We start from the raw sequence: 20,385 nt of genomic DNA, 5'->3' as shown, positions 1-20,385 counted from the left end.
CCTCCCAGCCCCGATCCTCGAAGAGGATCCTCACCCGGCATCCACGGCAGGGTCGACCGCGTCCGGATCGATCAGCGCACGCTCCGACACGCCGACGGTGCTCAGGGCGTTCTCGTACGCCCTGAGCAGCCGCCGCGCGTTCGCGGGCGAGCGGAGCAGGTACGAGCCTTCGCGCAGCGCGGCGTAGTCCTCGGTTGAGACGAGCACGGCATTCCCATGCCTGGAGACGATCTCGACGGCTTCGTGGTCGTCGTCGGCCCTCTTGGTCAGCGGGAAGAGGGCCTTACGGGCTTCGCTCGCGGTGATAGGCACGGACTGCTTCTCCGTCACGGACTGCCTCTCTGCGTCGGGTGTGCTTGCCGTCGGCCCGCCCCAGACGCCGCCCGGCGGCCGGCGGCCGACAGTCGGCGTCAGGCCGTGCGGATCGACCGCAGGATGCCGGACGCCCCATGGGCGAGGAGTTCGCCCGCGACCACCGCGCCCACCTTCTCCGGGTCCTCGACCGGGCCCTCGCCCGCCGCCGTGACCTGCTGGGCGCCGTCGAGGGAGGTCACCGTGGCGGACAGGTGGAGCATTCCGTCCGGGCCGATCCGGCCCCAGGCGCCGACCGGGACCGAGCAGCCGCCGTGGAGTTCGGCGAGCAGGGCGCGTTCGGCGCGGACGCAGGCGTCGACCCCCGGGTCCCCGGTGGCGGCCAGAAGCTCGGCGGCCAGGGAGCCGGCACGGACCTGGATGCCGAGCGCGCCCTGGCCGGGGGACGGCAGGAAGACGGCGGGGTCGAGCACCTCGTGCGCCTCGGGCAGCAGACCGAGCCGGTTCAGGCCGGCCGCCGCGAGCAGGACGGCGTCCAGTTCGCCCTTGGTGGTCCGGGCCAGCCGCCCGGGGACGTTGCCGCGGATCGGCACCACCCGCAGGTCGGGGCGCAGGGCGAGGAGCTGGGCCACGCGGCGCGGGGCGCCCGTACCGACGCTCGCTCCGCGCGGAAGGCCGGCGAGCGTCGCGCCGCACAGCACGTCCCGGACGTCCTCGCGCGGGCCGGGGGTGGTCAGCAGGAGCGTGCCCTCGCTCACGGCGGTGGGGAGGTCCTTGAGCGAGTGCACGATCACGTCGACCTCGCCCGCGACCAGGGCCGCCTCCTGGTTGGTGGAGAAGGCCGACCCGCCGGACGTCTTCGCCACCTCGGCCAGGGTCGGGGTCACGCGGTCCCTGTCCCCGCCTTCGAGGATGACCTGGCGCTTGAACGTGACCCCGGGGAACCGCTCGGCGATCGGCGCGAGCCACTCCGCGACCTGGGCGCGCGCCAGCTTGCTGGCCCTCGATCCGATCCGTACCACGTCACCCATTCGGATCAACTCCTCGACAGAGATGGCCTATTGGGCCTTCATCGTACGCGCGTGGAGGGTGCTCGGATTCCGACACTTTGTCACCAAAGGGTCGGTATGGGTGTCGAGGGGGTCACAGGGCCCGTGGGGGGCGAATCAGGCGCCGCGAGCCGGTGCCGAAGAGCGCCGGCCGGAACACGCTCCTCGGGTACGCCCCCGAGGACACCGCGAGCCGATCGCCGCCGCCGGCGCGGAGACCGCCACCTCACCGCCGCGCCACCTCACCGCCGCGCCACCGCGGGCATCCGGGGAGAGATACCCGACGAGGACGCGACGGCCGCCGGACGCGTCCCGGCCCTGACCTCCGGGCGCGCCGTGCACGGACTCCGGCCACCGGGCCCGCCGGCGCGCAACTCGTGGCACCGGCGCCGAAACCGACCGCTCACCCTCCTCGACCCGGGGAGGGGCCCGCGAAGACGACGAACGTCCGCGCGGTCGTGCCGGGAGGGCGGAGGAAGGCGGGCTCAGTCCTGGGGAAGCCGTGGAGGGGACGCCACCGTGCTGGCGACCATCCGCCGGACGGTCTGTTCGTCGAAGTTCTCCTCGAAGAAGAGGCTGCGGAAGAGGATGGCCCCCGCCCACGAGTCGAGGACCAGGGAGATGTCGGTGTCCGGCGGCAGGACGCCGCGTTCGACGGCGCGCTCCAGGACGACACGCGAAGAGGCCTTGCGGCCGTCGATCAGGCGCTCGGTGAGGAAGCTGCGCAGCCCCGAGTCGTCCGCGACGTCCGCCACCAGGGCCGGCAGCGCCGCCCGGATCTTCTGCGAGCAGTACAGGTCGGCCAGGGAGCAGGCCACCGCGATCAGTTCGGCCCCGCTGTCGCCCGTATCCTCGTTCGGGATCGGGGGCAGTTCCTCGCGTACGGCGTCGAGCACCAGGGCCGGCTTGTTGGGCCAGGAGCGGTAGATCGTCGCCTTGCCGACGCGGGCCTCCGCGGCGACTCCGCCGATGGTGAGCTTGGAGTAGCCGTTTTGAGCCAGGATCCGCAGCGTCGCACCGAGGATCCGGTTGCGCGCGTCCAAGTCCCGCATGTGGGTGCCGGAGTGGTCCGATACTTGTTTCAGATTCCTGTTTTGTCCCATGGATCTCTCGTCTTTTGGGCGCGGAGCGCGGATGCCACTGGAGCTATTGGAACGAGACGACTCGTTCCATGCAGCTGGATGGTATCCGATCGCCCTCCTTCGAGAAGCACAGGATTGGCCGAAGTCAATACCGTCCCGAAGTCGGTTCCGTGGCCGTCCCCACACGGATCGGCACACCGTGTGGTCACCCGCACCGGCACCCCCGCGGCGCGGGCCCCACGGCAGCCCGATCCCTCCGCAACTGCCCCCAAGGGGCGGCAGTGCGCATTACCAAACGTTCTTTCTACGTCCACCGCAGGCAGAAGACCAAGTCGGGACCGGGATCCGCGGCGACGGCCGACCGCCCGGCGTCCGCCGGCACCTCACGGCGGGCAGCCGACGGCGGAACGACGCACCGGCGGTTCTCCGGATCGACCCCGCCCCGGCCACCGCGGCGACATCTTCGCGGGTGTGGCCGAGACTCGCCGCTCACTCTGGCAACTCTGTTAAGTACGAGCGGCCGTGTGCCGAAGGCGCGCACCCCGGACGAGCCGGCACGGCGTCAGGCCCCACCCCGGCACGCCATCCCGGCACGCCATCCCGCCACACCCCTCCGCCGTGCCACTCCGCCATGCCACTCCGCCATGCCACTCCGGCGCGCCGCACGCTCCCGTACGAGCCGACGCGGTCAGAGGCCGTCGGCCCACGCGCGGATCCGCTGTGCCACCGGGGCGCCCTTGCGGACCCAGCGCACATGGTCGACCCGGACCCCCTCGGCGGGTTCGTACCGCCATCGCTCCACGGTGGCCGACGGCAGCGTGGCGCACAGCCGCTCCACCGCCGTCGCGGGAGCGAGGGAGTCCCCGGCCACCGAGACGGCGAGCACCGGAAGGCGTACGTCCCCCAGCCGCTCGGCGTAGTCGACGTCGGCGCCCGAGGGCTCGAACCGGCCGGTACGGGCGATCTTGGCCCAGTCCCGGATCAGCCGGGCCGGCTGCCGCCCCGCGAATCCGAGCCGGTGCCCTGGGAAGTAGCCCCACAACCGGGCGATCACGGCGGCCAGTTGCGTGCTCAGCAGCACCCGCAGCCCGCTCAGGCCCGGGAATCCGCGGAAGTCCACCGACCCGGCGGCCACGAAGATCAGGCCGTCGACGCCCTTCGGCTCCCGGGCCGCGTACAGCACGGAGACCTGGCCGCCGATGCTGTGCCCGAGCAGGTACAAGGGGACGCCCTCGCCGAAGCGTTCCCGCACCGCCGCCACCATCCGAGGCCAGTCCCGCGAGGCCAGCTCGTCGTAGCCGTGGCGGGAGCCCCGGCCCGGCCTCGGCCCGCTCTCGCCCTGCCCGCGCAGGTCGGCGGCGACGGACGCGATGTCCAAGGCCGCCAACTCGTCGCAGAACGGGGCGTAGTACGAGGCCTTGACCGCCATGGCGGGCCAGATCAGCACCACCGCGCGCGGCGCCCGCGCCGGCTCGGCGACCTGGGCGACGATCCGCTGGGGGCCGTCACCGCGCTCCGCCGGCAGCGGCACCTCCCAGCGGGTCGCGCTCATCGGGCGGAGTCCGAAAGGAGCATGTAGTCCAGGCGGGCGTCCTGGGTCTCGGCCGACCAGCGGCCGGCCGCCTCCATGCGCTCCTCGATACCGGTGTCGACCAACCGGCGGCCGGGCCAGATCTCGTAGTCGCCGATGAATTCCGCGTGCTGGGCGAGGCCCTCCTGGAAGAGCGACTCGCGGCGGAACAGCACCTCCTCCATGGGGAGCTTCTCCCACAGGCGGCGGCCTTCCGTGATGATGTCGAGCAGCCGCGGGCGCTGCTCCGGGTGCTTCGTCAGATAGTCGCGCACGACCGAGCTGCCGACCGCGAGGTGCCGGATCTCGTCCATGTTGGCGCCGCGCTCCACCAGGGCCGCGCCCGGGTCCAGCGGACGCCACTTGCGCTCGCTGAGCTCGGCGGCCGGCGCCAGGATGCCCTCCACGAGGACGGTCAGCACCAGCACGCCGCCGTGGAAGTCGCCCTGGTCGCGCAGGACTTCGAGGCCGAACTTCTCCAGCGGGTCCAGCACCGAGGCCGCGGTCGTCGCGGCGGTACGGGCGACCTCGTCCGCGATCTGCCCCTCGGACAGGCCCACGCGCAGCAGGTGCTCCCGGAAGATACGGGCGTGGCGGGCCTCGTCGATCAGCTGCGTCGAGAAGAATTCGAGGTCGTCGGTGCTCGGGGCGTGGAAGACCAGGAAGGACAGCGCGCGGGTCGCCTTCTCCTCCGCCAGGTGACGGAAGGTGAACTCGTCGACGAGGGCGTCGCGCAACGGGCCCGGCTCGCACACCGCCGCGGTCGGTCCCGCGTCGGGCACCGAACCGTCGGAGAGCCGCCGCAGCATCGTGCCCGCGACGTGGCGCAGCCAGTACGGCAAGTTGCAGTCCGCCGTGGTCAGTTCGAGCGTCCGGGCGCCTTCGAGCACGCTCGGGGCACGGTCCCAGTCGGCCTCGACGGGGGTGGTGGTCATGGGGATTCCTCTTTCTCTTCTCGGATGTCCCGCCGGAGCAGGGGGTGGTGCCGGGGATGTGGGGGTGGTGCCGGGGACGTGGGGGGGGCCGGCGATGTGGGGGGGGTGCCGGCGATGTGGGGTGTGCCGGGGGAAGCTTGCGCGGGGAGTCGTACGGGAAGTCGTGCCGGACATGGCCGCCAGCCGCGCCCGCCGGCCGTATCCGCAGGCCGCCGCGCGCCGGAGGCTCAGATGGAGCCCGTGGTCCGCAGCAGGTGCCAGAGCGGAACCGGACGCACCCCGCCCTGGAACGCGACGTACTCCGGCTCGATCGCGTGCGGCGCCCACTTGAGCTTGAACGCCTCCTGCGACCGCGCGGGATAGACCAGCCGCCCGTGCTCGGCGACGAGCCGCAGCGCCTTGGTCATCCCCCGGCTCGCGCCCTCGGGCTCGTGCCGGTCGTCGAGACCGGCGAACGGGGTCAGCCCGAGGTGCAGCCAGGGCGCGCCCTCCTCCTGGAAGCGGCCGAGGGCGGTCAGGTTGACCAGCTCCACGGTCCCGACCGGAGCCCGGGGCGACCTGCGCGTCAGGTCGTACAGCCAGCCCGGCCGGCTGCCCCACACCGGGGAGTAGGTGATGTAGCCGACCGTGCGGCCGTCGTGCCGGGCGAGGAAGGTACGACGCAACGGCGCCGCCGGACCGCCCCGTTCGCCGATCAGGAAGGACAACTCCTTCACATGGCGGCCCTTCGCCGCGAGCCATTCGGCATCGATGGCGTCGAGCTCGCGCCGGTCTCCCGGATCGCCCGGGTCCGTCTCCACGACGGTCACGCCGTCCCGCCGGGCCCGGTTGACGTTCTGCCGGACCTTGGCCAGGGCTTTGCCGCGCGAGGTGAAGCGGGCCAGGTCGATACCGTACGTGCTGCCGACCTGGTTCACGGTGAACCCGCGCTCCGCGTACAGCCCCACGTCGGCCCGCCCGACCTGCGCGGCCGTCAGCCGGGGCGGCGCTCCCGGACCGGAGGCCAGCCGGCCGAGGAACTCGTCGAGCAACCTTCCCCGCTCGGCCGGTGCGGCGAAGGGGGCCGCGAACTGCACCACGTCGCGGCGCCCGCGCCGCGTGTAGGCGACGAGTCCGTCCGCGTCGCGGCCCTGGTAGCGGTGGGTGGCCCCGTTGAGGGCCAGTGCCGCGCTCGGGTGGTCGGCGTGGGCGCGCAGCAGCTCCACGGCCCGCGCCACCTCCCGGTCCGTGACCGCGGCGGGACCCGCGGTCATCCGCGCGCCCCGACCGGGGCCGGGGAGTCCTGGCCGCCCGGCTCCACCGCCGGCCCCACCCCCGACTCCACCGCCGACTCGAACTTCGTGAACGCCGGGTGCGGCTTCGGCTCGAACTCCACGGAGAACGGCTTGAGGAAGTTGCCCAGCAGGCCCCGGTCCCCGCACAGGTGGATCGGAACGGCGAGCAGGGCCCACTCCCAGCCGAACACCCATGCCCACAGGCCCACGACCGCGCCCGCGGTCAGCCAGCTGTGCATCGTGTTGTACAGGACGTAGTAGACGCGCGACACGCGCCCGTCCCGGGCCCGGTGGTGGGCTATCGCCCCCGGGATGTAGCCGATGAGGTCGATGTACAGGAACAGGCCCACGGCCACCGGCCAGCGCACCTCGTCCCAGTGCGCGATCAGCAGCCAGGCGCTGATGACCAGGCCGACCATGTACTCGGCACGCAACAGCCCGTAGGTGGTACGGGACTCGAAGCGGTTCGCGGCGTCCACTACGCGGCCTCCCCGCCCAGCAGGGCCTTCAGGATGGTCGCGATGGTCTCGCGCAGCACCCGCTCGGCCACCGGGTCGATGATCCCGGCGAGGCTCGGCAGGCCGAAGTCGAACTTGGCCTCGAAGCGCACGACGCACCCGGCGCCGTCCGGCCCCGCGGGCGTCACCTGCCACTGGCCGTCGAACACCTCGAAGTCGCCCGCGGTCTGGCGGAAGGAGATCAGCATCTCCGCGTCGTCGAAGACGTCCTCCTCGGACCAGGACAGGACTCCGTTGCGGAAGTCCACCTCCCAGTCGCTGACGACCGCCCCGTCGGCGTCCGCCGGGTGCACCTCCACCTTGCGAACGATGTCGACAAGCTCGGGGTAGCGCCCGAAGTCGCGCACCAGCCCGTACGCCGTCCGCGCGTCGACACCCGCGCTGCGGTGTTCCAGCTCTACCGCTCTCATGTCAGCTGCTCCTTGTTCGTGTCGCCGTTCTGCGGGAAGCGCGCGCCGAGCGCCTGCGCGGCCGCGTGGACCGCCTCGGACAGCTCGTCCAGCTCCCCGTCGCCGAGCACCGCCGGCGGGGTGAACCGGACGACCGTGTGCGCGTTGAGCGAGTGGTTCACGATGATGTGGCGGTCCAGCAGTTCCAGCAGGAACTCCCCGGCGGCACCGGCGTCGTGGAACTCCACGCCGATGAGCAGCCCCACACCCCGGACCTCGCGGACCAGGTGCCCGCAGTGCTCGGTCACAAAGGCGCGCAGCCGGGCGAGGAGTTCCTCGCCCAGCCGGGCGGCCCGGTCGGTCAGGCCCTCGTCCCGGATCACGTCGATCGCCGCCTCGGCGGCGGCCATGGCGACCGGGGCCGCGGAGAACGTCGAGGTGTGGATGAACGGGTCACGGTCGAAGACCGCGAAGGCCTTCTCCGTGGCGATCGTCGCCGCCACCGGGATCACCCCGCCGCTGAGCGACTTGCCGGCCAGCAGGATGTCGGGCGAGATCGCCTCGCGGTCCGCGCCCCACCAGGCGCCGAGCCGGCCCATCCCGGTCTGGATCTCGTCGAGAATGAACAGGGCCCCGGTCGCCCGGCACAGGTCCGCCACCTCCTTGAGGTAGCCGTCCGGCGGGATGATGACGCCCGCCTCGCCCTGCACCGGTTCCAGGATGACCGCGGCGTCCGAGCCGTCGGATCCGAGTTCCGCCGCCAGCGCGGCCACGTCGCCGAACGGCACGTGGGAGACCAGCGGCAGCAGCGGCCGGAACGGGTCCTGGTACAGCGGCTTCCCGGTCACCGACAGCGCGCCGAGCGTCTTGCCGTGATAGCCGCCGCGGGTCGCGATCACCCGGCGGTGGCCGAGGCTGCGGGCCATCTTCAGCGCCGCTTCCACCGCCTCCGCGCCCGAGCCGGAGAAGTGCACCCGCTCCAGGCCGTCCGGGCAGACCCCGGTGAGCGCCGCCGCGGCCCGCGCGGCCGACGGCTCCAGCAGCAGCCGGGTGGCCAGCGGCAGCGTACGGATCTGCCGCTCGACCGCGGCGACCACCCGGGGGTGGCAGGCGCCGGTGAGGAAGACCCCGTACCCGCCGGCGTTGAGGAAGTCCTCTCCGTCGGCCGTACGGATCCGGCAGCCGGCCGAGGAGACCTCGACGTGGCCGCCGAACATCTCGCCGAGCTTGCCGCGCCCCCGGCTCAGGTGCGCCTTGTACCCGGCGGCCACGCTCTGCCCCGTGAGGTGGGCGGGCGGGGCCGCGCTCTGCCCCAGGGGGCCGGGGGCCGCGCTCACGCCGCTCACCGGACCCGCAGGGGCTCGCCGGCGCAGTGGTCGAGCAGCGCCTGCGCGGAGGCCGTACGCGACGGCGGGTGGAAGGCCAGCGCCCGGCTGACGGCCAGCAGGCCGCCGATGTCGGGCGAGGTGGCGAACGCCAGCCCGCCGAGGGTCTCCGCCGCCCGGTCCGCGACGTTCACCAGCAGGTCCTGCACGGCGAAGCGCGCGTTGAGGGACGCGGCCAGCTCGTCGTTGCCCACCGGGCCCGTGTCGACCTGCCGGGCGACGTTCTCGGCCAGCCCCGAGGCCGCCTCCATGCCGGTGACAAGGGCGGCCCGGTCGGTGGCGCTGCCGCGCCCGCCGGCCACCGCCGCCTCGGCGAGCCGGCCCACCGCGCCGGTGTACGCCGCGGTGACCAGCAGCTCGAACCAGACGAAGCCGACCGTCTGGAGCGTGTCCAGGCCCGAACCCAGCTCGGTCTGCGTCCGCAGCATCAGCTCGTCCGGGACGTGCACGTCCTCCAGCCGGACCTCGTCGCTCTCCGCGCCGGCGAGGAAGGGGGCGCTCCAGAACGGCTTGCGGGTGATGCCCGGGGACTGGGCCGGCACCAGCGCCACGCCCAGTTCGCTGCCGCCCTGCCCGTCGGCGGCGGGCAGCGCCACTCCGGCGGTCAGCAGGTCCATCGAGTGGGTCAGGCTGCACGGCTTCTTGACGCCGTTGACCAGGAAGCCACCGCCCTCGGCGGGCACGGCCGTGACCGACGAGTCCAGGATGCCGGCGCCGGTACGGCCCTCGGCGAACCCGGACGCGACCAGCAGCCGGTCCCGGGCGATGGCCTCGATCAGCATCCACTCCAGGCCGCTCGCGTCCTCCGAGGCGACCAGGGCGACCAGGCTGGCCACCGAGAAGTTGTGCATCGCGGCCGCGACTCCGAGCGAGGGGGAGATCGCCCCCAGCGCCCGCCCGACCCGTACGGCGTCCAGGGCGCTCGCGCCCCCGCCCCCGTACGCCTGCGGAATGAGCAGCCCCGGCCCGCCGCACTTGCGGAAGGCGGTGAGCCCCGGCCCGCCCGGCGCCTCAAGGGTCGCCAGGGGGACGTTCCCAAGCTCCTCGGCCAGCCCCGGCAGGTACTTCTCGCACGCCTCGCGGGCGTCGTTCATGGCGCGCATCAGACCGATGCCTCCTTCTTCTTCAGGTCCGCGAACACGGCCTCGGTGGGGCGCACGCCGTGCGCCACGCTGACGCCCTGGAGGTGGGAGGTGCGCAGGACGGGGTAGTTGCCCTCGCCGCCGGGGCCGCCGGTCAGGCCGGTGCCGCCGTGGGTGGGCAGGACCGGGAGGAAGCCGATGTGCGAGTCGTTCACCTTGAGCAGTCCGCCGCCGCGCACCCGGGCCACGTAGCGGTCGGCGACCGCCCGGTCGCCGGTCCACAGCGAGTTGCGCAGCCCGTACTCGTTGGTGTTGACGAAGTCGATCACTGTCTCAAGGAGTCCTTCGGTCTCCTCCGGCGCGGGGACGACGACCGGCAGCAGCGGGAAGAACGTCTCGTGGCGTACGGCGTCCAGGTCCCGGGCCTGCTTGAGCCCGTCGACGCGGACGACGGTGGGCTCCAGGAACAGCCCGCCGACCTCGTCCACCTCGCCCGACACGGCCAGCCGCCGTCCGCCGCAGACCAGTTCGGCGCCGCCTTCGAGCGCCTGGTCCAGCACGGCCTTGAACAGGTCGGTGCGCAGTACGGGCGAGAGCAGCGTCCCCGGCTCCTCGGGGTAGCCCGGCCGGATCGCCGCGGCCCGCGCGGTCACCTTCGCCAGCAGCTCGTCCGCGACGGCCGGGTGGACCACCGCGACGTTGGGCACCATGCAGATCTGCCCGGAGCCGTAGAACGCCTCGGTGAGCGCCTCGGCGGCCAGGTCGAGGTCCGCGTCGTGCCAGACCACGCAGATGTCGTTGCCCGCGAGTTCGAGGACGGGCTTCTTGCCGGCGGCCACGCACTGGGCGCCGAACTCGATGCCCTGCCGGCTGCCGCCGAAGTACATGACGTCGTCGACGAGCGGGCTCTCCAGCCAGGCCCGCATGGTGCCGGGCGCGTCCGAGCAGAGCACCGAGAGCGCCGCGGCGGGCGCGCCGACGGCCTCCAGGGCCGGGGCGATCAGCTCGCGCAGGATGTGCATCACGCCGAGCGGCGCACTCTTCGGGGCGCGGACCACCAGCGCGTTGCCGGCCGCGAGCGCCCAGATGCCCAGCAGGACGTTGGCGATCGTCGCGTTCTGCGGCGGGTTCAGGCAGACCACTCCGTCGGCGACCCGGCGTACCGTCAGCTCCCGCTGCGCCGTGTCGACCCGGTGCTCCATCTGGCTCGCGAGGAACTCGCGGGTCTGCGGTGCGGTGTTGGCGAGGATGCCGGAGGCCTCCCAGCGGGCGAGGGCCGAGGGGTGCCCCTCCGCGATCATCAGGTCGACGATCTCGTCGTGCTTCTCGCGCACCAGCTCGTGGAAGACCTCGACCAGCCGCATCCGGGTGGCGAGCGGGGCGGCCGACCACTCTTCGGCGGCCCGCGAGGCCGACTGCAGCGCCGCCTCCACCTCGTGCGGATCGGCGACGGCCGAGCGTCCGATCACGTAGTCGGGCGCGTCCTCGGGAGCGAGCTGCCCGCTCTCCAGAGCGCGTTTGGTCCGCACGGAACCGAAGAAGTCACGCAGCATGGCGGAGGCGCGCACGGTGTACACCCACTGGGTGCCCGGCCGGTCCTGTCCGTCCACGTAAGAGCCGTAACTCAGCATCGCGGTCAGCCTTCCTGGTCGCTTTGGGCGAGGGCCGCGCCGAGGGCGGCCCCGAGACGGGCGATCCGGTCGCCCTCGTCGAACATCGAGAAGTGGTCGCCGGGAACCTTGTCCACCAGCAGGTGGCCGGTGATGTGGGCGCCCCACACGGACTTGTCGCGCGGGTTCATGCGCAGGGCGTCGAGCAGCGCGTCCCCCTCCGGCTCCTCCGCCTGGAGCAGGACGAGGTCTCCCTCGAACCGGCGGTCCGGGTAGTAGCCCTTGAGCAGGTCGTGGTTGTGCTGCCATACGTCGAGGAAGCCCTGTTCCCGCAGCATCTCCGGGTCCACGCCGCGCACCGCCGCCGCCTCGAACAAGACGGGGAAGACCGCTTGGAACTCCTCCTCGTCCAGGTGCCCGGCCACGTAGGTCTCGGGCACATGGGCGTCGAGCATGACCAGCCGCTCGACCGTCTCGCCGCTCCGCTGGAGCTGGAGCGCCATCTCGAAGACCACGTTTCCGCCGAACGAGTAGCCGCCCAGGCGGTACGGTCCCTGCGGCTGCTCGCGGCGGATCCACTCGACGTAGAGCGCCGCCAGTTCGCGCAGCGTGCCGGGCCGCAGGGCCGGGTCCGAGGGGAAGGACAGCGCGCGCAGCGGTGCGCCCGGCGCCATCTGGTCGGCCAGCCGGAAGTACAGGAAGTTGGTGCCGCCCGCCGGCGGGACCAGGTACACCGGCGTGCCCTCGCCGTCGCGGACCGGCGTGATCCCGCTGCGCTCGGCCGCGGTGCCGGAGCGTGCCGCGCGGATCTGGGCGGCCATCTCGTCCGGGGTGCGCAGCCGGGCGAACTCGTCGACGTCCAGCGCGATGTCGAAAATGCTCCGCAGGGCGGTGACCATCTCCACGGCGAGCAGGGAGTCCCCGCCGAGCTCGTAGAAGTCGTCGTCCGGGGCGATCTGGTCCATGCCCAGGCCCTGTTCGAGCAGCTCGATCACGCGCTCCAGGACGTCGTCGTCGGCCATGTCGGGCGCGACGGCGGCACCGGCGGCAGTGGTGAGGGTCTGCGCGGCCCCCGCCGCGGGGGTGTCGGCAGGGGCCGCGGCCACCGCGTCGGCCCTGGGGGTGGGCTCGATCCAGTGGCGCTCCTGCCGGAAGGGGTAACCCGGCAAGGAGGTCTTGAGGGCCGGGCCGTGGACCCAGCCGGTGTCGGGCAGCGCGGAGTTCGCCGGCGCCCCGGCGAGCAGCGCGTCGAGTCCCGCGCGCAGCTCGTCGTGGGTGGCCGCGGTGAACACGTGCCGTACGGGCAGCAGGGGCCGGCCGGTGAACAGCGTGTACGCGATGTCCCGGACGGCCGGCGGCTCGGGCGTGTCCAGCAGGGCGCGCAGCGCGCGGGCCTGGTCGGCCAGTGCCTCGGCGTCCCGCGCGGACAGCACGACCGGGTAGGGGATCCCGGGCTGCCCGGCGGGCGGCTCCTGGCGTACGGGCGGGGCCGCGAGCACGGCGTGCGCGTTCGTGCCGCCGAGGCCGAAGGAGCTGACCGCCGCCGCCCGCAGCGGAGCGGCCGGCGAGTGCTCCACGGTCTCGGTGGGCACCGTGTAGGGCCGGTCGTCGAGCCGCAGGTGCGGGTTGGGGGTGTCGTAGTTGATCTGCCGCGGCACCTTCTGGTGGTAGAGCGCGAGGGCCGCCTTGATCAGGCCGGTCACGCCGGCCGCCGCGTCGAGGTGCCCCACATTGGCCTTGAGGCTGCCGATCGCGCAGTCGGGGGCCGGGCCGCCGGCCTCCTCATAGGCGGCGCTGAGCGCCTGAAGCTCCAGCGGGTCCCCGACGACGGTCCCGGTGCCGTGGGTCTCGACGTACCCGACGTGCGCGGCGGGGACGCCCGAGGCCTCGACGGCCGCCTTGATGACCGCGCGCTGGCCCTGCGGGCCGGGCGCGGTGAAGCCGATCTTGTCCGAGCCGTCGTTGTTGACGGCCGTGCCCCGGATGACCGCGTAGACGCGGTCCCCGTCCTCCAGCGCGTCGGCGAGCCGCTTGAGGACGACGACACCGCAGCCGTTGCCCTTGATCGTGCCGGCGGAGGCGGCGTCGAAGACCCGGCAGTGGCCGTCGCGGGAGAGGATCCCGCCCTCCTGGTACTCGTACCCCGAGGTCTGCGGGAAGGTGATGCTGACGCCGCCGGCGAGCGCGGCCCGTACCTCGCCGCGCGCCAGTGCCTGGCAGGCCAGGTGGACGGCGGTCAGCGAGCTGGAGCAGGCGCTCTGCACGGTCATGCTGGGTCCGCGCAGGTCGAGCTTGTACGAGACGCGGGTGGCCAGGAAGTCCTTGTCGTTGCCAAGGAGCACCGGGTACGTCAGGGCGGCGTCCGCGTATTCGGCCGAGCGCAGCACATTGGCCAGCAGGTAGGTGCTCATGCTGGTGCTGGCGAAGACGCCCACCGGGCCGCCCGGGGCGTTTGCGGCCAGGCCCGCGTCCTCCAGGGCCTGCCAGGCGCAGGTCAGGAAGACCCGCTGCTGGGGGTCCATCAGCCGGGCGTCGCGCTGGGTGACGCCGAAGAAGCCGGCGTCGAAGAGATCCGCGTCCGCGAGGTCCGCACCCCTCGGGACCCGGCCGGGAGAGGCGATCCGCTCCGGGGAGACACCCGCCTCGGCCATCTCCTCGTCGGAGAACCGGCGGACGGACTCGACGCCGTCGAGCAGGCCCTGCCAGAGCTCGTCCGTCGTCGCCGCGCCGGGGAAGCGTCCCGCCATCCCGACGATGGCCACGGCTGCGCCCATCGCTTCGGGCGTGGTGGTCGGGGTCATCGGCTGTCTCCTCGTACGGCGTCGACGTGCGCCGCGAGCCGGCGCACCGTGGTGTGGGTGTAGAGCTCGATCATTTCCAGGTCGGGCACGGCCAGGTGTTCCTGAAGCAGTCGGTGGACTTGGACCACGTGCATGGACGAGCCGCCGATGTCGAAGAAGTTGTCGTCGGGGCCGATCTCGATCCCGGGGAGCACCTGGCCCCACACGGCGCGGACGGCCGCCTCGGTGCCGTCGCCGGCCTCGGCGGGCGCACCGGTCGCGCCCTGCTCCGGGGCGGCCCCGGCCACCGCCGGCCAGGGCAGCGCCGCGTCGTCGATCTTTCCGTTGAGGGTCAGCGGGAGGGCCGCGGAGCGGACGAACTGGGCAGGCACCATGTACGAGGGCAGCCGGTCCCGCAGGGCCCGCCGGATCTCGCCGGGCTCCGGCAGGTCCGCGCCGGCCGCGAAGGCGACCAAGCGGGGGTGTTCCGGGTCGCGCTCGTCGAGCCGGACGGTGCACTCGCGGACGCCGGGGACCGTGAGCAGCGCCGTCTCGATCTCACCGATCTCGATGCGGAAGCCGCGCAGTTGGACCTGCTTGTCGATCCGGCCGAGGTGCACGAGCGTGCCGTCGGGCCGCACCACGCCGAGGTCGCCGCTGCGGTAGAGCGTCTTGCCGCCGAGGACGGGGAAGCGCTCCGCCGTCAGCTCCGGCTGACCGAGGTAGCCGAGCGAGACGCCGGCGCCGCCGACGATCAGTTCCCCGGGGACGCCCGGCGGGCAGACGAGGCCGTCGGTGTCGACGACCGTGACCGTGAGGTCCGGCAGCGGGCGGCCGATCGCCGAGAGGGTCTCCGTACGGGCGCTTTCGGGAGTGATCGCGTGGTGGGTGACGTGGACGGTCGTCTCGGTGATGCCGTACATGTTCACCAACTGGGCCCGCTCGCCCATCACTTCGTACCAGGCGTTCAGCGAGGCGAACCGCAGGGCCTCACCGCCGAAGACCACATAGCGGACGGCGAGGCGCTCGTCGTCGCCCGGTTCGAGCACCTTCGTCAGCTGGCCGAACGCGGAGGGCGTCTGGTTGAGCACGGTGACCTGCTCGCGGACCAGGAACTCCCGGAACTGGTCGGGGGACTTGGCGCAGTCCTCCGGGACGATCGCCAGCCGGCCGCCGTACAGCAGCGCGCCGAAGATCTCCCAGACGGAGAAGTCGAAGGCGTACGAGTGGAACAGGCTCCAGGTGTCCTCGGGGCCGAATCCGAAGTGGCCCTCGCTGGAGCGCATCAGCCGCATCACATTGCGGTGGGTGACCTGGACGCCCTTGGGGCGGCCGGTGGAACCGGAGGTGAAGATGACGTACGCGCAGGCGTCCGGGTCGTCCTGCGGCACCGGTCCGGCGCCACTCTCGTCGGGCCGGGCCGGCGCGAGCAGCGACTTCGCCGGCAGGAAGCGCGTGTCGGACGACGGCCAGTACTCCGCGTCCACCACGATCGGCAGTCCGCCCGGGAAGCTCTGCAGGATCGAATCGATGCGCGACGCCGGGGAGTTGGGGTCGAGCGGGACGTAGACCTTGCGCGCCATGAGCGTGCCGAGGATGACGGCGATCAGGTCGGTCCCGCGCCGCATGGCGATGCCGACATGGGTGCTGTCGGTGGCGACCGAGAGCCGTGCGGCGATCCGGGCCGCCCGCTCGCCCAGTTCGGCGTACGTCAGCTGCTCGTCGCGGTCACGGACGGCGACCCGCTCCGGATGCTCCCGCGCGGTCCGCTCGAACCAGGCGGCCAGGGACGGCGGCACCTCGAAGGGCTCGCCGCCGGCGTCCGGGTTGACCAGGGCGAACAGCTCGCGCTCGGCCTCGGCGGACAGGGCGGGGATCTCCTCGATCCGCCGCTTGGGGTCCTCGGCCACCACGGTCAGGACGTGCCGCATCACCCCCAGTGGATCGGTGAGCCACTGCTCGTCGCTGCACTCGGCGTTGATGACGAAGGCGGTCCCGAAGTCCTCGACGTTCATCGAGAGCGGGTACTTCACCTGGCGGCGCGGGAGCGGAAGGGACTCGACGGTGGCGCCGTCCAGCCGGAAGAACAGCGGCTCCTTGTAATAGGTGAAGGTGTTGTCGGTGGAGAGCAGGCCCCCCGCGAGCCCGGCGCTCACCTCACGGGCGTGCGCGCCCAGGTCGAAGCCCTGGTGGCGCAGCATGCCGACGGTCGTCGACTGCACGGCCCGGCACAGATCCTCGAAGGAGCCGTGCTCCGTGAGGTCCACCGCGAGCGGGAGCGTGTTGACGAAGTAGCCGTACGCCTGCCGCTGGCGCAGTCCGCGGCGGTTGGCCAGCGGGATGCCGGTGACCAGCTCGCGGCCGCCGGTGACCCGTGCGTACGTGACGAGGTAGGCGGCGAGGAAGAACGCGAACGGCGTGCAGCCGAGCTCCTTCGTCCGCCTGCGGATCGACTCGCCCAGTTCCGCGTCGAGTTCGAGGCTGCGCTCCTCGCCGAGCCGGGCGCCGGAGGCGGTGCGGCGGCCCTGGAGGCGGTCGTCGCCCAGGGTGGTGAGGTGGCCGAGGCGGCTGCGGAAGAACTCGAGGGCGTCCGCGCTCGGCGGCGCTGCGGCGCCGAAGGAGGCCGGGCTGTCTTCGACGGACGCCGGGAGGTCGGCCTCGGGGTCGGCGTAGAGACGCTCCAGCTCCGCGAGGAAGTTGAAGTAGCTGTAGCCGTCGTTGACCAGGTGGGAGAACAGGACCGTGGCGTAGGCGGCCTCGTCGTCCCGGTACAGGTGGAAGGCGTACTGGCGCTCGCCGGGCGGGATCGGGGTGTCGCTCTGCTCCGCGATCAGCCCGGCGATCGTCCGCTCGGCGTTGCCGGGCAGCACGGTCAGCGGCACCAGGACGTCGAGGTCCGCCTCCGGGGCGCGGGGCACGGCGTGCACGGTGTCGCCGGTGGACTCGAAGGTCACGTTGAGGGCGTGGATGCCGCGGGCGAGGCGGCCCAGCGCCGCGCGCAGCCGCTCCAGGTCGACGTCGCCGGTGATGCGGTACAGCCGGCTGAGGTTGAAGGAGGCGTCGTCAGGAAAGAGCTGCTGGTGGGTGTGGAGCTTGAGCTGGGCTGTCGTGGCCGGTGATATCGCCGGTCCCGTCATGGTGGGTTCCCCCTGGGGTACTTGCTGCGTGCGGAGTACGTGCTGCGTGCGGGAGTACGTGCTGCTTGCGCTCAGTGGTCGGGCGTGCCGACGCGCCACGCGGACCGCCGCGGACAGTGGTCCGGGCAGGTGGCGAGGGGCCGAGCGGACGACGTCGTCGGCGTGGCGTCACGGTCGGGGCAGCGGGAACGGCGGAAGGGGTGCCGGCCCGCGAGTGGAACTCGGTCCTGGTACGGACGGACGGGCGGGAGGGCCGTCATCCGTACGCCCGATCCGGGCCTTGCCGGCGGGGTACGTGGGATTCGGCCGGGCGGAGCCGGCTCCCGCGGCGTCGAGAAAACTAAGGGGAAAGGTCGGCGGCCTTTTCCTTACGCACTCCTGAATGGGAGAGGCACGGATCGAAGGCGCCCACCATTCACCCCTCTGATGGATGGGAAAAGGAAATGAAGGTGCTTGCACGTGGAATGCGGAGTTCAACTTCCCGAATGACCATGCCGAGGAGCCCGGACATGGTTGTCAGCTCCCATTCATCCGACACGTGAGAGGTGTCGTGGGAGGTGGCGGTGTTCGGGTGTTGCGGCTCCGTGAATGTATCGCGGAGCAGGGTCATCAGCGTCCCCGGGAATACCGGACGAGCTGAAGAGTAGACGCGATGTCGCAGATTGCACCGGCCATCGCGGATGCGGTCTTGGTCATGCTTCCCCCCTGGAATGCTCGCGCACGCCGCCGTTCGCCGGTGCGTGTGCACGGGCGGCCGGGAGGCGGGCGTAGGTGTGCGCTGCGGTGTCAAGCAGCAGCTCGCAAGGGTTCCCCCCCTCGCCCAGAACGGCTCGACTCGTTCTAAGGTAGGCCCGCCGCTCGTGATCGTCAAGGGAAACCCAGCAGGCGGGCTTGCTTCTGTCCGAGGGCGCCGAGCGTCTTGCCACTGGCCGAGACTTTTCGCTCCGGCGACCCCTTGTCACCACCTCCCCTCCGGGTCTCATACTCCTGGGTGTTCCGCGCCCTTACGCCCGAGGAGAACGATGCGACGCCAGATGAGTACCGAAGTGGACATCTTCGTGAATTCCTCACGCACGGAGGCGTACGAGGCCGTGGCCGACGTGCGTTCCATGGGGAAGTACAGCCCCGAGTGCAGGCTGGTTCTCGGCCCGCGCGGACGCGCCGAGACCGGCCGGAATTTCGTCGGAATCAACCGCAAGGGGCCGTTCATCTGGTTCACTTGGTGCCGCGTCACATGCGCCGAGGCTCCCGAACGATTCACGTTCGATGTGAGCACTTTCGGCCTCCCGGTGGCCCGCTGGAGCTACCGGTTCACGCCCGAGGACGGCGGGGTCCGGGTCACGGAGTCCTGGACGGACCTCCGCACGGGCCGCGGCGCCCGTGTCACCGAGCTGCTCGGCCTCCTCTTCACCGGAACGCCCGCGCGGCGCCGCGCCGCCCTCAACCGCGCCGGCATGCGCACCACCCTCCTACGGCTCAAGCGCGCCGTGGAGCGATGACCTCCCAGAAAGGCGACAGCCATGACGACGGCCCAGGCCCCGGCCCCGGTCTCCTTCGCCCCCCTCCAAGCGGCGGTGCGCGAGGCGGGTCTGCTCAAACCCCGCACCGGCTACTACACCGTGAAGTTCCTGACCAACACCGCGCTCGTGGTGGGGGCTTGGGCCCTCTTCTGGCGGCTCGGCGACTCCTGGTGGCAGCTGGCCACCGCGGTTCTGCTCGCCTTCGCGTACGGACAGACCGCCTACCTGGGGCACGACGTGGGCCACGGCCAGGTCACCCGCAACCGGCGGGCGATGACCGTGCTCGGACTCACCCACGGCAACCTCCTGCTGGGCTTCAGCTACGGCTGGTGGATGAACCACCACACCCGCCACCACAACCACCCCAACCACCTGGACCACGACCCGGACATCCTGCGCCGTCTCGTGGCCTTCGCACCCCGGCAGGCCGAGGGCGTCTCCGCGCTGCGCGCCTTCGTGATCCGCCACCAGGCGCCGCTCTTCTTCCCGCTGCTGAACCTGGAGGGCATCGGCCTGCGCGTCGGATCGGTGATCGCCATCCGGCGCGGCGTCGTCCGCAACCCGCGCACCGAGACGTTCCTGCTCGCGCTGCACGCCGTCGTCTACGCGGTGGTGGTCTTCTCCCTGCTCGACCCGCTTCTCGCGGTGGCGTTCATCGCCGTGCACCAGGGCCTGTTCGGGGTGTACCTCGGCTGCGTCTTCGCCCCCAACCACAAGGGGATGCCGGTACGGGACGGCGAGGCGGAACCCGACTGGCTGAGCCGTCAGGTCCTCACCTCGCGCAACATCCGCGGCTCACTGCTCCACGACTTCTTCTACGGCGGGCTCAACTACCAGATCGAGCACCACGTCTTCCCGACGATGCCGCGCGCGAACCTGCGCAAGTGCCGGCCGTTGACCATGGCGCACTGCGCTCAGCAGGGGCTGCCGTACTACGAGGTCTCGGCGACCCGCTCGTACATCGAGGTCCTGGCGCACCTGCGCGGGGTCACCGAGCAGGTGCGGCAGAACGCTTCGCGGCCCGCGTGACCCCGTCCATCAGCATGTCGACGAGGTCACGGGTGTAGGTGTCGGCCACGTCGCCCCGGCGGACGAGGACACGCATCCACAGGGCGCCGGCCATGGCGTCCACGATCGGCGCCGGATCGGCGTCGGGCGGCAGATCGCCGCGCGCCACCGCGCGTTCGAAGGCCGGCTGGTGCCGCCCGAAGCGGTCGTCGAGGAACGAGATCACCAGCTCGCGCATCGCCTGATGGCGTACCGCGCCGACCAGTGCCGCCTCCACCACGGTCCGCCGGGGCTCGTCGTCCAGCAGATCCTGCAACCGCTCGGCCAGGTCGGTCAGATCGCCTCGGAGACTGCCGGTGTCGGCGATCTCGAACCGCAGCACGGGGGAATGCAGCAGGGCATCGCGCAGCAGCTCCGACTTCGACGCCCACCACCGGTAGATGGTCGTCTTGTTCACCCCGGAGCGCTGGGCCACCCCCTCGATGGTGAGGGAGTCGTAGCCCAGACTGCCCAGCATGTCCAGCGTGGCCTCGAAGATCTCGGCCTTGCGCCGCGGGCCGCCGCTGCCGCCTTCTTGCTTCCGTGTCACGGGATACCACCTTCGTTCATGGGAGATTCAGCCTAGTCCAACGCAACGTAGCGTTGCGTTTGCGCGCCGAATCTCCTAGATTTGCAACGCAACGTTGCGTTTACTTCGGCACCTTCGGCACCTTCGGCGTCTTCCCGTGCCTCCG

16 protein-coding genes are annotated in these 20,385 nt (G+C 72.2%); 2 read left to right on the top strand and 14 right to left on the bottom strand.

Translation table 11 applies throughout. The annotated features are described in order from the left end of the window. Nucleotides 1-30: 30 nt before the first annotated feature. The 13 genes from ACGFRB_RS15685 to ACGFRB_RS15625 form a co-directional block, all read right to left on the bottom strand. The gene (locus ACGFRB_RS15685; RefSeq protein ID WP_393243658.1) at nucleotides 31-312 is read right to left on the bottom strand and encodes a type II toxin-antitoxin system Phd/YefM family antitoxin; all 282 of its coding nucleotides are present in this window, start codon (nucleotides 310-312) and stop codon (nucleotides 31-33) included. 98 nt (nucleotides 313-410) lie between these two features. Then, nucleotides 411-1,343, bottom strand: a complete 933-nt coding sequence (hemC, locus tag ACGFRB_RS15680; protein WP_363006830.1) for a hydroxymethylbilane synthase — start codon at nucleotides 1,341-1,343, stop codon at nucleotides 411-413. A 503-nt stretch (nucleotides 1,344-1,846) separates the two neighbouring features. Further along, complete coding sequence (locus ACGFRB_RS15675; protein ID WP_361225951.1) at nucleotides 1,847-2,464, bottom strand: TetR/AcrR family transcriptional regulator; 618 nt, start codon at nucleotides 2,462-2,464, stop codon at nucleotides 1,847-1,849. 667 nt (nucleotides 2,465-3,131) lie between these two features. Then, nucleotides 3,132-3,995, bottom strand: coding sequence for an alpha/beta fold hydrolase (locus ACGFRB_RS15670; RefSeq protein WP_393243376.1), 864 nt, complete (start codon nucleotides 3,993-3,995; stop codon nucleotides 3,132-3,134). Further along, nucleotides 3,992-4,948, bottom strand: coding sequence for a VlmB-like protein (locus tag ACGFRB_RS15665; RefSeq protein WP_363006825.1), 957 nt, complete (start codon nucleotides 4,946-4,948; stop codon nucleotides 3,992-3,994). Before ACGFRB_RS15665 ends, ACGFRB_RS15670 begins: the two co-directional genes overlap by 4 nt. A gap of 227 nt (nucleotides 4,949-5,175) precedes the next feature. Next, nucleotides 5,176-6,201 (bottom strand): phosphatidylglycerol lysyltransferase domain-containing protein, encoded by a 1,026-nt coding sequence (locus ACGFRB_RS15660; protein WP_393243374.1) that lies wholly within the window; start codon nucleotides 6,199-6,201, stop codon nucleotides 5,176-5,178. Beyond that, nucleotides 6,198-6,701 (bottom strand): hypothetical protein, encoded by a 504-nt coding sequence (locus tag ACGFRB_RS15655; protein WP_393243372.1) that lies wholly within the window; start codon nucleotides 6,699-6,701, stop codon nucleotides 6,198-6,200. The genes ACGFRB_RS15660 and ACGFRB_RS15655 overlap by 4 nt, the downstream gene beginning before the upstream one ends. Next, a complete protein-coding gene (locus tag ACGFRB_RS15650) occupies nucleotides 6,701-7,150 on the bottom strand; it encodes a type II toxin-antitoxin system RatA family toxin (RefSeq protein ID WP_393243370.1) in 450 nt (149 codons plus the stop codon). The genes ACGFRB_RS15655 and ACGFRB_RS15650 overlap by 1 nt, the downstream gene beginning before the upstream one ends. Further along, nucleotides 7,147-8,466 carry an aspartate aminotransferase family protein gene (locus ACGFRB_RS15645; protein ID WP_393243368.1) on the bottom strand — a complete coding sequence of 440 codons (1,320 nt, stop codon included), beginning with the start codon at nucleotides 8,464-8,466 and terminating at the stop codon, nucleotides 7,147-7,149. The genes ACGFRB_RS15650 and ACGFRB_RS15645 overlap by 4 nt, the downstream gene beginning before the upstream one ends. A 5-nt stretch (nucleotides 8,467-8,471) precedes the next feature. Further along, nucleotides 8,472-9,617 (bottom strand): acyl-CoA dehydrogenase family protein, encoded by a 1,146-nt coding sequence (locus ACGFRB_RS15640; RefSeq protein WP_363006815.1) that lies wholly within the window; start codon nucleotides 9,615-9,617, stop codon nucleotides 8,472-8,474. Next, complete coding sequence (locus ACGFRB_RS15635; RefSeq protein WP_393243366.1) at nucleotides 9,617-11,227, bottom strand: aldehyde dehydrogenase family protein; 1,611 nt, start codon at nucleotides 11,225-11,227, stop codon at nucleotides 9,617-9,619. Before ACGFRB_RS15635 ends, ACGFRB_RS15640 begins: the two co-directional genes overlap by 1 nt. Nucleotides 11,228-11,232: 5 nt before the next feature. Next, nucleotides 11,233-14,007 (bottom strand): beta-ketoacyl synthase N-terminal-like domain-containing protein, encoded by a 2,775-nt coding sequence (locus tag ACGFRB_RS15630; RefSeq protein WP_393243364.1) that lies wholly within the window; start codon nucleotides 14,005-14,007, stop codon nucleotides 11,233-11,235. Then, nucleotides 14,004-17,123, bottom strand: a complete 3,120-nt coding sequence (locus ACGFRB_RS15625; RefSeq protein WP_393243362.1) for an amino acid adenylation domain-containing protein — start codon at nucleotides 17,121-17,123, stop codon at nucleotides 14,004-14,006. The genes ACGFRB_RS15630 and ACGFRB_RS15625 overlap by 4 nt, the downstream gene beginning before the upstream one ends. A 1,034-nt stretch (nucleotides 17,124-18,157) precedes the next feature. On the opposite strand from ACGFRB_RS15625, the gene ACGFRB_RS15620 reads away from it, so the two are divergent. Both ACGFRB_RS15620 and ACGFRB_RS15615 read left to right on the top strand, forming a co-directional pair. Further along, a complete protein-coding gene (locus ACGFRB_RS15620; RefSeq protein WP_393243360.1) occupies nucleotides 18,158-18,622 on the top strand; it encodes an SRPBCC family protein in 465 nt (154 codons plus the stop codon). Between the two features lie 21 nt (nucleotides 18,623-18,643). Continuing rightward, complete coding sequence (locus tag ACGFRB_RS15615; RefSeq protein ID WP_393243358.1) at nucleotides 18,644-19,672, top strand: fatty acid desaturase family protein; 1,029 nt, start codon at nucleotides 18,644-18,646, stop codon at nucleotides 19,670-19,672. On the opposite strand, the gene ACGFRB_RS15610 is transcribed toward ACGFRB_RS15615, so the two are convergent. Continuing rightward, the gene (locus ACGFRB_RS15610) at nucleotides 19,632-20,240 is read right to left on the bottom strand and encodes a TetR/AcrR family transcriptional regulator (RefSeq protein WP_361225916.1); all 609 of its coding nucleotides are present in this window, start codon (nucleotides 20,238-20,240) and stop codon (nucleotides 19,632-19,634) included. The two genes, ACGFRB_RS15615 and ACGFRB_RS15610, sit on opposite strands and share 41 nt — an antisense overlap. Nucleotides 20,241-20,385 lie beyond the last annotated feature (145 nt).

This window comes from Streptomyces sp. NPDC048718 (assembly GCF_043198875.1).
Classification (GTDB): domain Bacteria; phylum Actinomycetota; class Actinomycetes; order Streptomycetales; family Streptomycetaceae; genus Streptomyces.
This window is presented reverse-complemented; position numbering and strand designations above follow the sequence as displayed.

Excerpts from the sequence above, each read along its gene's own strand:
- hemC (WP_363006830.1), bottom strand. The coding sequence starts at position 1,343 with ATGGGTGACGTGGTACGGATCGGATCGAGGGCCAGCAAGCTGGCGCGC.
- ACGFRB_RS15675 (WP_361225951.1), bottom strand. The coding sequence starts at position 2,464 with ATGGGACAAAACAGGAATCTGAAACAAGTATCGGACCACTCCGGCACC.
- ACGFRB_RS15670 (WP_393243376.1), bottom strand. The coding sequence starts at position 3,995 with ATGAGCGCGACCCGCTGGGAGGTGCCGCTGCCGGCGGAGCGCGGTGAC.
- ACGFRB_RS15665 (WP_363006825.1), bottom strand. The coding sequence starts at position 4,948 with ATGACCACCACCCCCGTCGAGGCCGACTGGGACCGTGCCCCGAGCGTG.
- ACGFRB_RS15660 (WP_393243374.1), bottom strand. The coding sequence starts at position 6,201 with ATGACCGCGGGTCCCGCCGCGGTCACGGACCGGGAGGTGGCGCGGGCC.
- ACGFRB_RS15650 (WP_393243370.1), bottom strand. The coding sequence starts at position 7,150 with ATGAGAGCGGTAGAGCTGGAACACCGCAGCGCGGGTGTCGACGCGCGG.
- ACGFRB_RS15640 (WP_363006815.1), bottom strand. The coding sequence starts at position 9,617 with ATGCGCGCCATGAACGACGCCCGCGAGGCGTGCGAGAAGTACCTGCCG.
- ACGFRB_RS15635 (WP_393243366.1), bottom strand. The coding sequence starts at position 11,227 with ATGCTGAGTTACGGCTCTTACGTGGACGGACAGGACCGGCCGGGCACC.
- ACGFRB_RS15630 (WP_393243364.1), bottom strand. The coding sequence starts at position 14,007 with ATGACCCCGACCACCACGCCCGAAGCGATGGGCGCAGCCGTGGCCATC.
- ACGFRB_RS15625 (WP_393243362.1), bottom strand. The coding sequence starts at position 17,123 with ATGACGGGACCGGCGATATCACCGGCCACGACAGCCCAGCTCAAGCTC.
- ACGFRB_RS15620 (WP_393243360.1), top strand. The coding sequence starts at position 18,158 with ATGAGTACCGAAGTGGACATCTTCGTGAATTCCTCACGCACGGAGGCG.
- ACGFRB_RS15615 (WP_393243358.1), top strand. The coding sequence starts at position 18,644 with ATGACGACGGCCCAGGCCCCGGCCCCGGTCTCCTTCGCCCCCCTCCAA.